The sequence below is a fragment of the Angustibacter speluncae genome (assembly GCF_054777815.1).
Map to the genome: position 1 here is coordinate 34,596 of NZ_BAAHAF010000149.1, position 16,299 is coordinate 50,894.

At 71.8% G+C, this 16,299-nt stretch carries 10 protein-coding genes; 2 read left to right on the forward strand and 8 right to left on the reverse strand.

Going from position 1 to position 16,299, the window contains the following annotated elements:
- Positions 1–13: 13 nt before the first annotated feature.
- From fusA to ACYVKY_RS16765, 8 genes are all read right to left on the reverse strand, one after another.
- Entirely contained in the window at positions 14–2,122 is a 2,109-nt protein-coding gene (gene fusA / locus ACYVKY_RS16730; protein WP_460436113.1) for an elongation factor G, read from the reverse strand.
- A gap of 106 nt (positions 2,123–2,228) precedes the next feature.
- Positions 2,229–2,699, reverse strand: a complete 471-nt coding sequence (rpsG, locus tag ACYVKY_RS16735) for a 30S ribosomal protein S7 (protein WP_460436114.1) — start codon at positions 2,697–2,699, stop codon at positions 2,229–2,231.
- Positions 2,699–3,073, reverse strand: coding sequence for a 30S ribosomal protein S12 (rpsL, locus tag ACYVKY_RS16740; protein ID WP_460436115.1), 375 nt, complete (start codon positions 3,071–3,073; stop codon positions 2,699–2,701). Before rpsL ends, rpsG begins: the two co-directional genes overlap by 1 nt.
- 267 nt (positions 3,074–3,340) lie before the next feature.
- Positions 3,341–3,724: a DUF6406 domain-containing protein gene (locus ACYVKY_RS16745; protein WP_460436116.1), complete on the reverse strand. Its 384-nt coding sequence runs from the start codon at positions 3,722–3,724 to the stop codon at positions 3,341–3,343.
- Entirely contained in the window at positions 3,724–5,115 is a 1,392-nt protein-coding gene (locus ACYVKY_RS16750) for a calpain family cysteine peptidase (RefSeq protein ID WP_460436117.1), read from the reverse strand. Before ACYVKY_RS16750 ends, ACYVKY_RS16745 begins: the two co-directional genes overlap by 1 nt.
- Positions 5,116–5,290: 175 nt before the next feature.
- Entirely contained in the window at positions 5,291–9,175 is a 3,885-nt protein-coding gene (locus ACYVKY_RS16755) for a DNA-directed RNA polymerase subunit beta' (protein WP_460436118.1), read from the reverse strand.
- A gap of 84 nt (positions 9,176–9,259) precedes the next feature.
- Positions 9,260–12,748: a DNA-directed RNA polymerase subunit beta gene (rpoB, locus tag ACYVKY_RS16760; RefSeq protein ID WP_460436119.1), complete on the reverse strand. Its 3,489-nt coding sequence runs from the start codon at positions 12,746–12,748 to the stop codon at positions 9,260–9,262.
- A 301-nt stretch (positions 12,749–13,049) separates the two neighbouring features.
- A complete protein-coding gene (locus ACYVKY_RS16765; protein ID WP_460436120.1) occupies positions 13,050–13,688 on the reverse strand; it encodes a TetR/AcrR family transcriptional regulator in 639 nt (212 codons plus the stop codon).
- 77 nt (positions 13,689–13,765) lie between these two features.
- Here ACYVKY_RS16765 and ACYVKY_RS16770 point away from each other — a divergent pair, with 77 nt between their 5' ends.
- Positions 13,766–15,334 carry a flavin-containing monooxygenase gene (locus tag ACYVKY_RS16770; protein WP_460436121.1) on the forward strand — a complete coding sequence of 523 codons (1,569 nt, stop codon included), beginning with the start codon at positions 13,766–13,768 and terminating at the stop codon, positions 15,332–15,334.
- Complete coding sequence (locus ACYVKY_RS16775) at positions 15,331–16,197, forward strand: SDR family oxidoreductase (protein WP_460436122.1); 867 nt, start codon at positions 15,331–15,333, stop codon at positions 16,195–16,197. The genes ACYVKY_RS16770 and ACYVKY_RS16775 overlap by 4 nt, the downstream gene beginning before the upstream one ends.
- Positions 16,198–16,299 lie beyond the last annotated feature (102 nt).

A 16,299-nucleotide genomic window follows, 5' to 3' on the forward strand; every position in this document is an offset into this window, starting at 1 on the left:
CCTGGTGGGGCCCTCACTCACCCCTGGTCTTCTGGATGATCTCCTCGGCCACCGCGCGCGGGACCTCGGCGTAGCTGTCGAACTGCATGGAGTACACGGCGCGACCCTGGGTCTTGGACCGCAGGTCGCCCACGTACCCGAACATCTCCGACAGCGGGACGATGGCTCGCACCACCTTCGCGCCGGCGGCGTCCTCCATGGCCTGGATCTGGCCGCGGCGGGAGTTCAGGTCGCCGATGACGTCGCCCATGTAGTCCTCGGGCGTGCGCACCTCGACGGCCATGATCGGCTCGAGCAGCGCCGGGTCGGCCCGCCGCACGCCCTCCTTGAGGACCTGCGAGCCGGCGATCCGGAACGCCATCTCCGAGGAGTCGACGTCGTGGTAGGCGCCGTCGAGCAGGATCGCCTTGACGCCCACCAGCGGGTACCCCGCCAGCACGCCGAGCTGCAGGGCGTCCTGGATGCCCTTGTCGACGCTGGGGATGTACTCGCGCGGGATGCGACCGCCGGTGACCTTGTTCTCGAAGGCGTACATCTCGCCCTCGGAGGTGTCCATGGGCTCGAAGGAGACCTGGACCTTCGCGAACTGGCCGGACCCACCGGTCTGCTTCTTGTGGGTGTAGTCGACCTTCTCGACCGCGCGGCGGATCGTCTCGCGGTACGCCACCTGCGGCTTGCCGACGTTGGCCTCGACCTTGAACTCGCGGCGCATCCGGTCGACCAGGATGTCGAGGTGGAGCTCGCCCATCCCCTTGATGATGGTCTGGCCGGTCTCCTCGTCGAGCTCGACCTGGAAGGTCGGGTCCTCCTCGGCGAGCTTCTGGATCGCGACGCCCAGCTTCTCCTGGTCGCCCTTGGTCTTCGGCTCGATCGCCACCGAGATGACCGGCTCCGGGAAGGTCATCGACTCCAGGACGACCTGGTTCTGCGGGTCGCTCAGGGTGTCGCCGGTCGTGGTGTCCTTGAGGCCGATCACCGCGTAGATGTGGCCGGCGCGGGCCTCGTCGACCGGGTTCTCCTTGTTGGAGTGCATCTGGAAGATCTTGCCGATGCGCTCCTTCTTGCCCTTGGTCGAGTTGACGACCTGGGCGCCGGAGGCCACCTGGCCCGAGTAGACCCGGATGTAGGTGAGCTTGCCGAAGAACGGGTGCACGGCGATCTTGAACGCCAGCGCGGCGAACGGCTCGTCGGTGTCGGGACGACGGGTGATCGTCGCCTCCTCCTCCTCGTCGCCCGGCTTGTGGCCGGTCGTCGGGGGGACGTCCAGGGGCGAGGGCAGGTAGTCGAGGACGGCGTCGAGCATGGGCTGCACGCCCTTGTTCTTGAACGCCGAGCCGCACAGCACCGGGTACACCTGGGAGGAGATGGTCAGGGCGCGGATGCCGGCCTTGATCTCCTCAGGCGTGAGCTCCTCGCCGCCGAGGTACTTCTCCAGCAGCGCGTCGTCGGCCTCGGCGACGGTCTCGAGCAGCGCGGCGCGGTACTCCTCGGCCTGCTCCTGCAGGTCGGCCGGGATCTCCTCGATCTCGTACGCCTCGCCCTTGCCGGTGTCGCCGCGCCAGGTGAGGGCGCGCATGTAGATCAGGTCGACGACGCCGGTGAAGGTGCTCTCGGCGCCGATCGGGATCTGCAGCACCAGCGGCTTGGCGCCGAGGCGCTCGACGATGGTGCGCACGGTGAAGAAGAAGTCGGCGCCGAGCTTGTCCATCTTGTTGACGAAGCAGATGCGCGGCACGTCGTACTTGTCGGCCTGGCGCCACACCGTCTCGGACTGGGGCTCCACGCCCTCCTTGCCGTCGAAGACGGCGACGGCGCCGTCGAGCACCCGCAGGTTGCGCTCCACCTCGACGGTGAAGTCGACGTGCCCGGGGGTGTCGATCAGGTTGATCTGGGTGCCCTCCCAGAAGCAGGTGGTGGCGGCGGAGGTGATGGTGATGCCCCGCTCCTGCTCCTGCTCCATCCAGTCCATCGTGGCGGCGCCGTCGTGGACCTCGCCGATCTTGTAGTTGATCCCGGTGTAGAACAGGATCCGCTCGGTGGTGGTGGTCTTGCCGGCGTCGATGTGCGCCATGATGCCGATGTTGCGGACCTTCTTGAGGTCGGTCAGCACGTCCTGTGCCACGGTCGGCAGCCTCTTCCCTGGTTGTGTCTGTCAGCGGTGGGCCCGTGCCGGACCCGTGTGATCGCCGCGGTGGGCGGCGCGACCCCGAGGGGCGCGCGCCGCGCGGTCACCAGCGGTAGTGCGCGAAGGCCCGGTTCGACTCGGCCATCTTGTGGGTGTCCTCGCGGCGCTTCACCGCGGCACCGAGGCCGTTGCTCGCGTCGAGGATCTCGTTCATGAGCCGCTCGGTCATCGTCTTCTCGCGACGCGCCTGGGCGTAGCCGACGAGCCAGCGCAGGGCCAGCGTGTTGGCGCGGCCCGGCTTGACCTCGATCGGCACCTGGTACGTGGCGCCACCGACGCGGCGGCTCTTCACCTCGAGCGCGGGGCGCACGTTGTCGAGCGCGCGCTTGAGCGTCACGACCGGGTCGGCGCTGGTCTTCTCGCGGGCGCCCTCGAGCGCGCCGTAGACGATGCGCTCGGCGGTGGACTTCTTGCCGTCCTGCAGCACCTTGTTCACCAGCTGGGTGACCATGGTCGAGCCGTAGACGGGGTCGACGACGAGCGGCCGCTTCGGGGCCGGTCCCTTGCGGGGCATCAGCTCTTCTCCTTCTTCGCGCCGTAGCGGCTGCGAGCCTGCTTGCGGTTCTTGACGCCCTGGGTGTCGAGCGAACCGCGGACGATCTTGTAGCGGACGCCCGGGAGGTCCTTCACCCGGCCGCCGCGCACGAGCACGATCGAGTGCTCCTGCAGGTTGTGGCCGACACCGGGGATGTACGCGGTGACCTCGATGCCGCTGGACAGCCGCACGCGGGCGACCTTGCGCAGCGCCGAGTTCGGCTTCTTGGGGGTGGTCGTGTACACGCGGGTGCACACGCCGCGGCGCTGGGGGCTGCCCTTCAGGGCCGGCGTCTTCTGCTTGCCGACCTTGTCCTGGCGGCCCTTGCGCACCAGCTGCTGGATCGTAGGCACTACGTCTCCGTTGCTCGTCTACTACCTGATCGTCGTACTCGTGGTCCTGGGTGCGGGTCCGGCGTACCCCGCTGTCGGGCGTGTCGCCCCGCTCCCCCACTGCCGCGCCGTCGTCGTCGCGGTGGTGGCCCGAGCGTCTCCCGCCGAGTCGTGCAGCGGGCGTGGCCGAGGGCCCGGGATGACCCGGGCAACCGGTCCAAGGTACCTCCCGTGCTCAGGGAGCGTCAAAACGTGCCCCTCGCGCTCGCCCGGGGGTGCGCGCCGTGCTCAGCCCTGCGGCGCGAGCACGACCTCGCCGGACTTCGAGCCCGGTGCGCCGTCGGACCCGCCGCCGGGGGTGATGGTGACCACCTGCCAGGTCTCGCCCGCCACGTCGACGTCGTCGCCCACCCGGACGGTGGCGCCCTCGGCGGGCCCGTCGCCGGTGGCCACGCTCACACCGGCCTCGCCCTCGACGACGTTGTAGGCCACCACGGTGGCCCCGCCGACGGTCTGCGGCCGGGTCTCGAGCAGCGTGACCGTGCCCGACGGCACCTGCTGCCCGCCTGCCGTGCCCGGCACCACGTCAGGGCCGTCCCCGGCCGCGCCGCACCCGGCGAGCGCCAGCACCAGGGCCGTCGCCGCGCCCGCGGCCCACCTGCGCGCCGCCATCACGAGCCCCCCGGGTTCCAGTGGTACCGGCTGAAGTCACGGGTGAACTCCTCGTAGGACATCGTGATCGGAGGGTAGTCCGAGATGCCCCACGGGTTCACCACGGTGACGGTGCCGGCGGCGGGGTCGACCGACTGCACGTAGTAGGCGTGGCCGGTGACCAGCCCGCCGTCGTTCGGCGGCTGGGAGTAGCGGTCGTGGCCGTCGGCGTCGAACAGGCTGCTCATCGCGACCACGCCGCCGTCGGCCACGTACCGGTCCAGCGCCTCGATGCCCGGCAGGTCGCCGCCGCCGTCGTAGTTGGTGGTCTCCTGGCCGGTCAGCGCACCGAGCGCCCGGTCGGGCCAGTCGCCCTCGATGTCGGCGTAGCTGCCGGCGTGCATCGCCATCGCCTTCTCGAGCACCAGCGGCCACAGCTCGGTCTGCTCACCGCGGCGCGGGTCGTCGACGAACGCCGACGAGCCGTCCGGGCCGATCACCATGTCGGGCGTGACGACGTACTGCACCGGCTGCCCGTCCTGGTAGAGCGTCACCGTGAACGAGCCGTTCGGGTTCGGCCGGATGGCGCGCTCGATCAGCCCCGGGTTCTGCTGCGCCAGCGCCATCATCGGCGCGATGAACCAGCAGTCGCCGAGGGCGCCCTGCGACACGTCGTTGGGGTGGATCGCGGTCTCCGAGCCGTCCTGCTCGAACAGGACGTGGTCGAGCTCGCCCCAGTCGGACTGGTTCGCGATGCTCTCGGGGTCCTCCCGGGCCGAGTCGCCACCGACCTGCGAGAAGTCGGGACGGAGCTCGTCGGTGTACCGCGACAGCCGGTCGAGGGTGGTGCGGTTGCCCTTCTCCGCCAGCATGTTCCAGAACAGCCGCCGGTCCTCGCGGCTCCAGCCGCCGCCGAACCAGCCCTCCTCCATCTGCTCGACGAGCCGGCGCAGCTCGTCGTCCGAGAGCTCGGCGATCGCGGCGTCGAGCTCGGGCCCGTTCAGCCCGGCGAGGGTGTCGTAGATGTCGCGCAGGTCGTCCTGGCGGGTGCCGTCCCAGCCGCCGTCGAGCGAGTCGCGCACGGAGCCGACCGCGTCGTCGACCCGGCGCGGGTCGACCTCGCCGCGGCCGCCCTGGGCGTTGCCGTAGTCGCCCTGTCCCGGCGGTGGTGCGGCGGGCGTCGCGTCGTAGGTGGTCGGGCCGCCGCCGTCGTCGCACCCGTCGTCACCCTCGAGGAAGCCGCGGACGGTGCACTCGACCGCCTGCACCACGTCCGGCCGGGTGGCGGCGACGCTCGCTCCGACGACGCCCACCACCACGGCCACCGCCACCAGCACGGCCACGTACTCGAGCGTCGCGGCGCCGCCTTCCCCTCTGAGGCGGCGCCTGCTCGACGCGGTCTGCTGGCGCACGCCCGCGATCCTGGTGCCGGCGTCCCGGTCCCGGTTGGGCCCGCGGGCCCGGCGGCGGACCCGTCGCGGGCCCACCCCCGCCGGTGCGCCCGGGACGCCGCGAGGGCCGGTCACCGAAGCGGTGACCGGCCCTCGCGGGTGGTGCGGGTGGTCCCTGGGGAGGGACCGGAGCGGATCAGCGGTAGCCGCTGTCGTACTCCTCGAGCGGGACGGCCTGGCCGGACCCGACGCCGAAGCCGTAGTCGAGGTCGTCGTAGCCGGGCATCGCGTACATCGCGGCCTTCGCCTCCTCGGTGGGCTCGACCTTGACGTCGCGGTAGCGCGACAGGCCGGTGCCCGCGGGGATGAGCTTGCCCAGGATGACGTTCTCCTTCAGGCCCAGCAGCGAGTCGCTGCGGCCGCCGAGCGCCGCCTCGGTGAGCACCCGGGTGGTCTCCTGGAAGGAGGCCGCCGAGAGCCACGAGTCGGTGGCCAGCGAGGCCTTGGTGATGCCCATCAGCTCCGGACGACCGGCGGCCGGCTGGCCGCCCTCGCCCACGACGCGACGGTTCTCGGCCTCGAACCGGGTGCGCTCGACCAGCTCGCCCGGCAGCAGGCCGGCCTCGCCGGCGTCGATGATGGTCACCCGGCGCAGCATCTGCCGGACGATCACCTCGATGTGCTTGTCGTGGATGCCCACGCCCTGGCGGCGGTAGACCTCCTGCACCTCGTCGACGAGGTGCTTCTGCACCGCGCGCGGGCCGAGGATGCGCAGCACCTGCTTGGGGTCGACGGCGCCGGCCACGAGCTGCTGGCCGACCTCCACCGACTGGCCGTCCTCGACCAGCAGCCGCGACCGCTTGGTCAGGGCGTGCTCGATGACGTCCGAGCCGTCGTCGGGGGTCACGACGAGCTTGCGGGCCCGGTCGGTCTCCTCGATCGTGACCCGGCCGGCCACCTCGGCGATCGGCGCCATGCCCTTGGGCGTGCGCGCCTCGAACAGCTCCTGGACGCGCGGCAGACCCTGGGTGATGTCACCGCCGGCCGTGGCCGCACCACCGGTGTGGAAGGTGCGCATGGTCAGCTGGGTGCCCGGCTCGCCGATCGACTGCGCGGCGATGATGCCCACCGCCTCGCCGATGTCGACGAGCTTGCCGGTGGCCAGCGAGCGGCCGTAGCACTTGGCGCAGGTGCCGACGCGCGACTCGCAGGTGAGCACGGAGCGCACCTTGATGCTCTCCACGCCCGCCGTGACCAGCGCGTCGATGAGCACGTCGCCCACGTCGGCGCCGGCGTCGGCCAGCACCGCCCCGTCGTGCTCCACCGCGGCCGCGAGGGTGCGGGAGTACACGCTGGTCTCCACGTCCTCGTGCCGGCGCAGACCGCCGTCGCCCTTGACCGCGATCGGCAGGGTCAGACCCCGCTCGGTGCCGCAGTCGTCCTCGCGCACGATGACGTCCTGGGAGACGTCGACCAGCCGCCGGGTGAGGTACCCGGAGTTGGCGGTGCGCAGCGCGGTGTCGGCCAGGCCCTTGCGGGCGCCGTGGCTGGAGATGAAGTACTCCAGCACCGAGAAGCCCTCGCGGAAGTTGTGCTTGACCGGGCGCGGGATGATCTCGCCCTTCGGGTTGGCCACCAGGCCGCGCATGCCGGCGATCTGGCGGACCTGCATCCAGTTGCCGGAGGCGCCCGAGGTGACCATCCGCGCCACCGAGTTGTCGGCCGGCGTGTTCTTCACGAGCTCGTCGGCGACGTCGTTGGTGGCCTGGGTCCAGATGTCGATGAGCTCGCTGCGGCGCTCCTCGTCGGTGGTCAGACCCATCTCGTACTGCTGCTGGACCTTCTCGGCCTTCTTCTCGTAGTCGTCGAGGATCCGGGCCTTGCTGTCCGGCGTGATGACGTCCGAGATGGAGACGGTCAGGCCCGAGCGGGTCGCCCAGTGGAAGCCGGCGTCCTTGAGCGCGTCGAGCGTCGCCGCCACCTGCACCTTCGGGTACCGCTCGGCCAGCGCGTTGACGATGCCCGAGAGCCGCTTCTTGTCGACCTGGGTGTTCACGTACGGGAAGTCCTCGGGCAGCGTCTCGTTGAAGAGCGCGCGACCCAGGGTGGTGGTGAGCAGCAGCGGCTGCCCGACCTCCCACCCCTCGGGGACCTCGACGTCGCCCGGGGGCACGACGCCCTCGAGCCGGATGCGGACCTCGGCGTTGACGTCGAGCGCACCGGCGTCCTTGGCCATGATCGCCTCGGCGACGGACGCGAACACGCGACCCTCGCCCGGGGCACCGTCCTTGTGACCGGTCAGGTGGAACAGGCCGATGATCATGTCCTGCGAGGGCATGGTCACCGGACGGCCGTCGGCCGGCTTCAGGATGTTGTTCGAGGACAGCATCAGGATGCGGGCCTCGGCCTGCGCCTCCGCCGACAGCGGCAGGTGCACCGCCATCTGGTCGCCGTCGAAGTCGGCGTTGAACGCCGAGCAGACGAGCGGGTGGATCTGGACGGCCTTGCCCTCGACCAGCTGCGGCTCGAAGGCCTGGATGCCCAGGCGGTGCAGGGTCGGCGCGCGGTTCAGCAGCACCGGGTGCTCGGTGATGACCTCCTCGAGCACGTCCCAGACGTGGCCGTACCGGGCGTTGTTGCCGCCGGCGCGCTCGACCATCCGCTTGGCGGACTTGATGTTCTGGGCGTGGTTGAGGTCGACCAGCCGCTTCATGACGAAGGGCTTGAACAGCTCGAGCGCCATCTGCTTGGGCAGGCCGCACTGGTGCAGCTTCAGCTGCGGGCCGACGACGATGACCGAGCGGCCCGAGTAGTCGACGCGCTTGCCGAGCAGGTTCTGGCGGAACCGGCCCTGCTTGCCCTTGAGCATGTCGGACAGCGACTTCAGCGGGCGGTTGCCCGGCCCGGTGACCGGACGGCCGCGGCGGCCGTTGTCGAACAGCGAGTCGACGGCCTCCTGGAGCATCCGCTTCTCGTTGTTGACGATGATCTCGGGCGCGCCGAGGTCGAGCAGGCGCTTCAGCCGGTTGTTGCGGTTGATCACGCGGCGGTACAGGTCGTTCAGGTCGGAGGTCGCGAAGCGGCCGCCGTCCAGCTGCACCATCGGACGCAGGTCCGGCGGGATCACCGGGACGGCGTCGAGCACCATGCCCAGCGGGCTGTTCGTGGTGGTGAGGAACGCCGAGACCACCTTGAGCCGCTTGAGCGCGCGGGTCTTCCGCTGGCCCTTGCCGGTGGCGATGATCTCGCGCAGCGAGGCCGCCTCGGCCTCGAGGTCGAAAGACTCCAGCCGCTTCTGGATCGCGGCGGCGCCCATCGAGCCCTCGAAGTACAGGCCGTAGCGCTCGCGCAGCTCGCGGTACAGCATCTCGTCGCCCTCGAGGTCGGAGACCTTGAGGTTGGCGAAGCGGTCCCAGACCTGGTCGAGGCGCTCGATCGCCTGGTCGGCGCGGCGGCGGATGGCGTTCATCTCGCGCTCGGCCGACTCGCGGACCTTGCGGCGCGCGTCGGCCTTGGCACCCTCGGCCTCGAGCTCGGCCAGGTCGGCCTCGAGCTTCTTGGCGCGGGTGTCGACGTCGGCGTCGCGCTTGTCGCCGACCTCCTTCTTCTCGACGTCGATCTGCGCCTGCAGCGACGGCAGGTCGCGGTGGCGCGACTCCTCGTCGACCGAGGTGATCATGTACGCCGCGAAGTAGATGACCTTCTCAAGGTCCTTGGGAGCCAGGTCGAGCAGGTAGCCCAGCCGGCTCGGGACGCCCTTGAAGTACCAGATGTGGGTGACGGGGGCGGCCAGCTCGATGTGGCCCATCCGCTCACGACGCACCTTGGCGCGGGTGACCTCGACGCCGCAGCGCTCGCAGATGATGCCCTTGAAGCGGACCCGCTTGTACTTGCCGCAGTAGCACTCCCAGTCGCGGGTGGGGCCGAAGATCTTCTCGCAGAAGAGCCCGTCCTTCTCCGGCTTCAGGGTGCGGTAGTTGATGGTCTCGGGCTTCTTGACCTCGCCGTGCGACCAGGTGCGGATGTCGTCGACCGAGGCCAGACCGATCCGGATCTCGTCGAAGAAGTTCACGTCCAGCAAGACGTTTCCTGCTTTCTACTCTGGGTGGTGCTGCGAGTCAGGGGGAAGGGGCCGGGGCGCCCGCGGACGGGCGCCCCGTCCCGCTCACACCTCTTCGACGCTGCTCGGCTCGCGCCGGGACAGGTCGATGCCGAGCTCCTCCGCCGCGCGGAAGACGTCGTCGTCGGAGTCCTTCATCTCGATCGACGTGCCGTCGCTGGAGAGCACCTCGACGTTCAGGCACAGCGACTGCATCTCCTTGATGAGCACCTTGAAGGACTCGGGGATGCCGGGCTCGGGGATGTTCTCGCCCTTGACGATGGCCTCGTACACCTTCACGCGGCCGGACACGTCGTCGGACTTGATGGTGAGCAGCTCCTGCAGGGCGTAGGCGGCGCCGTAGGCCTCCAGGGCCCACACCTCCATCTCGCCGAAGCGCTGACCGCCGAACTGCGCCTTCCCGCCCAGCGGCTGCTGGGTGATCATCGAGTACGGGCCGGTCGAGCGCGCGTGGATCTTGTCGTCGACCAGGTGGTGCAGCTTCAGGATGTACATGTAGCCCACCGACACCGGCTCGGGGAACGGCTCGCCGGAGCGGCCGTCGAAGAGCCGGGCCTTGCCCGTGGTGTCGACGAGGCGGTCGCCGTCGCGGTTCGGCGTCGTGGAGCCGAGCAGGCCGGTGATCTCCTCCTCCTTGGCGCCGTCGAAGACCGGGGACGCGACGGGCGTGTTGGCCTGGACCTCGCGCACCGTCTCGTCGATGTGCGCGGCCCAGTCCGGGTTCCCGTCGATCTTCCAGCCGCGCGAGGCCGCCCACCCGAGGTGGACCTCGAGCACCTGCCCGATGTTCATCCGCCGCGGGACGCCGTGCGGGTTGAGGATGACGTCGACCGGCGTGCCGTCCTCGAGGAACGGCATGTCCTCGACGGGCAGGATCTTGGCGATCACGCCCTTGTTGCCGTGGCGGCCGGCCAGCTTGTCGCCGTCGGTGATCTTTCGCTTCTGCGCCACGTACACGCGGACCAGCTGGTTGACGCCCGGGGGCAGCTCGTCGCCCTCGTCGCGGTCGAACAGCTTGACGCCGATGACGGTGCCGTTCTCGCCGTGGGGCACCTTCAGCGAGGTGTCGCGCACCTCGCGCGCCTTCTCGCCGAAGATCGCGCGCAGCAGCCGCTCCTCCGGGGTGAGCTCGGTCTCGCCCTTGGGCGTGACCTTGCCGACCAGGATGTCGCCGGGGACGACCTCCGCGCCGATCCGGATGATGCCCCGCTCGTCGAGGTCGGCGAGGACCTCCTCGGAGACGTTGGGGATGTCGCGCGTGATCTCCTCGGCACCCAGCTTGGTGTCGCGGGCGTCGACCTCGTGCTCCTCGATGTGGATCGAGGACAGGACGTCGTCCTGCACGAGCCGCTGGCTGAGGATGATCGCGTCCTCGAAGTTGTGACCCTCCCAGGACATGAACGCGACCAGCAGGTTCTTGCCGAGCGCGAGCTCGCCGCTGTCGGTCGAGGGACCGTCGGCGATGACCGCGCCCAGCTCGACCCGGTCGCCCTCGTCGACCACGACGTGCTGGTTGTACGAGGTGCCCTGGTTGGAGCGCTTGAACTTCGCCAGCCGGTAGCTGGTGGTGGTGCCGTCGTCGTTCGAGGTGGTGACGATGTCGGCCGACACCTCGGTGACGACGCCGGCCTTGGTGGCCACGATGACGTCGCCGGCGTCGACCGCAGCGTGCCGCTCCATGCCCGTGCCGACCAGCGGCCGCTCGGCCTTGACCAGCGGCACCGCCTGGCGCTGCATGTTCGAGCCCATCAGGGCGCGGTTGACGTCGTCGTGCTCGAGGAACGGGATCATCGCGGTCGCGACCGACACCATCTGGCGTGCGGACACGTCCATGTAGTCGACCTCGGTGCCCGGCACGAACTCGGTCTCGCCGCCCTTGGCCCGCACCAGCACGCGGTTCTCGGCGAACGTCATGTCGTCGGCGAGCGGCGCGTTGGCCTGCGCGATGACGAACTGGTCCTCCTCGTCGGCGGACAGGTACGCGACGTCGTCGGTGACCACGCCGTCGACGACCTTGCGGTAGGGCGTCTCGACGAAGCCGAACGGGTTGATCCGCCCGTAGCTCGACAGCGACCCGATCAGGCCGATGTTCGGGCCCTCCGGGGTCTCGATCGGGCACATCCGGCCGTAGTGCGACGGGTGGACGTCGCGGACGTCCATGCCGGCGCGGTCGCGCGACAGACCACCGGGGCCGAGCGCCGACAGGCGGCGCTTGTGGGTCAGGCCGGCCAGCGGGTTGGTCTGGTCGAGGAACTGCGACAGCTGCGAGGTGCCGAAGAACTCCTTGATCGAGGCCACCACGGGGCGGATGTTGATCAGGGTCTGCGGCGTGATCGCCTCGACGTCCTGGGTGGTCATCCGCTCGCGGACGACGCGCTCCATCCGGGACAGGCCCGTGCGGACCTGGTTCTGGATGAGCTCGCCGACGTTGCGCAGGCGGCGGTTGCCGAAGTGGTCGATGTCGTCGGTCTCGACGCGCACCTCGCCCTCGCCGTCGGCGCGCGGCAGGGTCTCCTGGCCGGCGTGCAGGGCGACGATGAAGCGGATGGTGGCGACGACGTCGTCGATCGACAGCACGCTGGCGTCGAGCGGCTCGTCGAGCCCCAGCTTCTTGTTGACCTTGTAGCGGCCGACCTTGGCCAGGTCGTAGCGCTTGCCGTTGAAGTAGAGGTTGTCGAGCAGGTTCTGCGCGGCCTCCTCGGTGGGGGGCTCGCCCGGCCGCAGCTTGCGGTAGATGTCGAGCAGCGCGTCCTTCTGGGTCTCCGTGTGGTCCTTCTCGAGCGTGGCGCGGACCGACTCGTGGTCGCCCACCTGCTCGAGGATGTCGGACTCGGTCAGGCCCAGGGCCTTGAGCAGCACGGTGACCGACTGCTTGCGCTTGCGGTCGACGCGCACGCCGATCTGGTCGCGCTTGTCGATCTCGAACTCGAGCCACGCACCCCGGGACGGGATGATGCGCGCGGTGTAGACGTCCTTGTCGGAGGTCTTGTCCGGCGTGCGCTCGAAGTACACGCCGGGAGAGCGGACCAGCTGCGAGACCACGACGCGCTCGGTGCCGTTGATCACGAAGGTGCCGCGGTCGGTCATGAGCGGGAAGTCGCCCATGAACACCGTCTGGCTCTTGATCTCGCCGGTGGTGGCGTTCATGAACTCCGCGGTGACGAACAGCGGCGCCGCGTAGGTCATGTCCCGCTCCTTGCACTCGGCGAGCGAGTACTTGGCGGGCTCGAAACGGTGGTCGCGGAACGACAGCGACATGGAGCCGGAGAAGTCCTCGATCGGGGAGATCTCCTCGAAGATCTCCTCGAGGCCGGACGTCGTGGGGACGTCCTGGCGGCCGGCCGCCTCGGCCTCGGCGACGCGGGCGCGCCAGGCCTCGTTGCCGAGCAGCCAGTCGAAGCTGTCGGTCTGCAGGGCGAGCAGGTCGGGGACGTCGAGCGGCTCGCGGATCTTCGCGAAGGTGACGCGGCCGGATTCGGTACGTGCGGGAGTGGTGCGGGACGAACGGTCTGACGCGGTGCGCGAGGCGGCCAAAGAGGGGTCCTTCCACGGGCCTGCGGGCGTTACGTGCGCACGCCGCACGACCCGGGACCGTGAACGAGGAGTCCCGGTCGGGACGCTCGTCGGGGCACGGGGGAGCACACACGGCAGCGCAAAGCGTCAGCATACCCGTGGCAGGGCAGGGTTGTCCAAGCGGGTCCCCGGGGGGTCGGCCGGGCCGCCGGGAGGGGGCACTCGGCCGGCCGCGCTCGCGCGGGCCGCGTCGCGACGATGGTGACCCCCTCCGGGGTCCGCGTCAAGGGGAACGCGCGGGTGGCGCCCGGTCGGACCGGGCTCAGAGCGGGCCGAGGCGGCGGACGAGGGTGCGGACGAACCGCTCGATCCGCTCCACCGGGAACCGGTCCGGCGAGGTGAGCAGCAGTCGTGCGGCGCCCTCGGCGAGCGCGTGCACCGAGCGGGCGAACAGCTCGACGTCCAGCTCGTCGTCGCCGCGCCGCCGCACCCCCCAGGCCACCAGCTCGCGCAGCTGGCCGAGCACGAGCCGCTGCTTGGCCGACACCCGCTCGCGCAGCTGCGGCGGGGCGCCCTGCGGCGGCAGCAGCAGCACCGTCCAGGTGCCGGGGTCGTCGCGGACGGCGTGCAGGAAGGCGGTGACGCCGTCGACGAGCAGGTCGTCGGGGTCGGGCCCGGTCGCGTCCGGGCCGGGGAGGGCCGGCACGACGTGCGCGAGCTGGGCCAGCGCCCGCTCCTCGGAGCGGTCGAGCAGGGCCGCGAGCAGGGCGGTGGCGTCGGCGAACTGCCCGTAGACGACGGGGCGGGTGACCCCGCAGGCGCGGGCGACGCCGTCCATCGTCACCGCGTGGAAGCCGTCGGCGAGCACGAGCGCGAGCGCGCTGTCGAGCAGCTGCTCGCGGCGCTGCGCCGGCGGGACGCGGGGCGCGTACCGGCGGCGCGAGGAGGTTGTGCTGCCCACCGGCGCGATGCTACACCTGTGTAGATACACCGGTGTAGCAATGGCTGCCGCACCGTCGGGCGACGGGAGCGGCACGCGTGGGCACCAGCACCTCCACCTCCGACCGGGCGGCCGCAGCAGCCGCCGGCCCGCCGCTCCCCCGCCGCACCCGGGTGCTCGTGGTCGGCGCCGGCTTCGCGGGCGTCGCCGCCGCGGTCGAGCTCGAGCGGGCCGGCGAGCGCGACGTGGTCGTGGTCGAGCAGGCCGACGAGGTCGGCGGCACCTGGCGCGACAACGCCTACCCGGGGTGCGCGTGCGACGTCCCCAGCCACCTGTACTCCTTCTCCTGGGCACCGAACCCGGGCTGGACCCGCTCGTTCGCCCCGCAGGAGGAGATCCAGCGCTACCTCGTCGACGTCGCCACCCGCACCGGGGTGCGGGCGCGCACCCGGTTCGGCACCCGCCTCGAGGCGGCGACGTGGGACGACGAGGCGCAGGTCTGGCGCGTGCGCACGAGCCGCGGCGACCTCGACGCCGACGTCCTCGTGCTCGGCACGGGCGCGCTCTCGGCACCGGCCGTCCCCGACCTGCCCGGCCTGTCGTCGTTCGCCGGCGAGGTCTTCCACTCCGCGCGCTGGGACCCCGCGTTCGACCCGGCGGGCCGCCGCGTCGCGGTCCTCGGCACCGGCGCCTCCGCGGTGCAGCTGGTGCCGCACCTGCAGCGGGAGGCGCTGCAGGTCACCGTCGTGCAGCGGACGCCGTCGTGGGTGCTGCCGCGGAACGACCGCGCGATCGGGCCGCTGCGGCGGGCGCTGTACCGCCGGGTGCCGCTCGCGCAGCGCCTGGCGCGCTGGGCGACGGCGGCCTGGCGCGAGTCGTGGGCGCTGGGGTTCGTCGCCCTGCCGGCGATGATGCGGCCGATGGAGCGCGCGAGCCTGCGCCACCTGGCGGCCCAGGTGCCCGACCCCGACCTGCGCAGGCGGCTCACGCCGTCGTTCCGGCTCGGCTGCAAGCGCGTCCTGCTCAGCGACGACTGGTACCCCGCGCTCTCCGCCCCGAACACCGACCTCGTCGACGAGCCGGTGGTCGAGGTGGTCCCCGAGGGCCTGGTGACGGCGTCCGCCGACGGCACCCGCACCACCCACCGCGCGGACGCGCTGGTGCTGGCCACCGGGTTCCGCGCGACCGACCCGCCGTTCGCGCACGTCGTCCGCGCCGGCGGGCGCACGCTCGCCGAGCACTGGTCCACGACCGGGATGCAGGCCCACCTCGGGCTCGGCGTCGCCGGCTTCCCGAACCTGTTCCTGCTGATGGGCCCCAACACCGGCCAGGGGCACACCTCGGTGCTGCTGTTCGTCGAGGCGCAGACCCGCTACGTCGCCGACCTGCTGCGGCGCACCCGCGGCGCCGGCCCCGTGCAGCCGCGCGAGCGGGCGCAGGAGCGGTCCGTCGCCGCCGTGCACCGGCGGCTGCGCCGCACGGTCTGGAGCACCGGCGGCTGCCGCAGCTGGTACCTCGACGACCAGGGGCGCAACCCGACGCTGTGGCCCGGCTTCGCGCAGGGGTACCGCCTGCGGCTGCGGCGGGTCGACCTCGACGACTGGGACGTCGCGGCGCGCCGCGCGCCGGCCCCCACCACCGACGGCGCGCAGGAGGTGGCGGCGTGAGCGGGCTCGACGGACGCGTGGTCGTGGTGACGGGGGCGGCCCGCGGGTTGGGGCTCGAGCTGTCGCGGCGGCTCGCCGGCCGCGGCGCGCGGGTGGCGCTGCTCGGGCTCGACCCCGACCTGCTGGCCCAGGAGGCGGGGCGGCTGCCGGACGCGCTCGCCGTCCCCACCGACGTCACCGACGCCGCGGCCCTGCAGCGCGCGGCGGCCGCGGTGCTCGAGCGGTACGGACGCGTCGACGCCGTCGTGGCGAACGCCGGCATCGCGGCAGGCGGCCCGCTGCTGCTGGCCGACCCGGTCGCCTACGACCGGGTGATCGAGGTGAACCTGCTCGGCAGCGTGCGGACGGTGCGCGCCTTCCTGCCCGAGGTGGTGCGCTCGCGCGGCTACGTGCTGCAGGTGGCCTCGCTCGCGGCGATGGCGCCCGCCCCGCTGATGGGCGCGTACTGCGCGAGCAAGTCCGGCGTCGAGGCGTTCGCGCACTCGCTGCGCGCCGAGGTGCGCCACCACGGCGTCGACGTCGGCGTGGCCTACCTGTCCTGGACCGACACCGACATGGTGCGGGGCGCCGACGAGCACGACGGCCTGCGCACCATGCGGCAGCGGATGCCGGGCCCGCTCGGTCGCACCTACCCGCTCGGGCCCGCCGCCGAGCGGCTGGTCGAGGGGCTCGAGCGCCGCTCGCCGCACGTCTACGGCCAGCGCTGGCTGCGCGGGGTCCAGGTGGTGCGGCCGCTGCTGCCGGCGCTGCTGGCCCGCGCGCCGCGGGACGACCTGCGCCGCGCCGAGGACGCGCTACGGTCCGACGGCGCCACGGCCACCGGGGCCGTGGGCGCCGGCGGTCGCGCCGACACCGGTCGCTGAGACCTGCTGCTGCGACCGGCCGCCGGGCCGGACGGAGGGGTGGGCGTGGCCGAGGTCGAGGGACGCGCGGCGGGGCTGCGCGGGGTCGCCGAGCGGCACCGC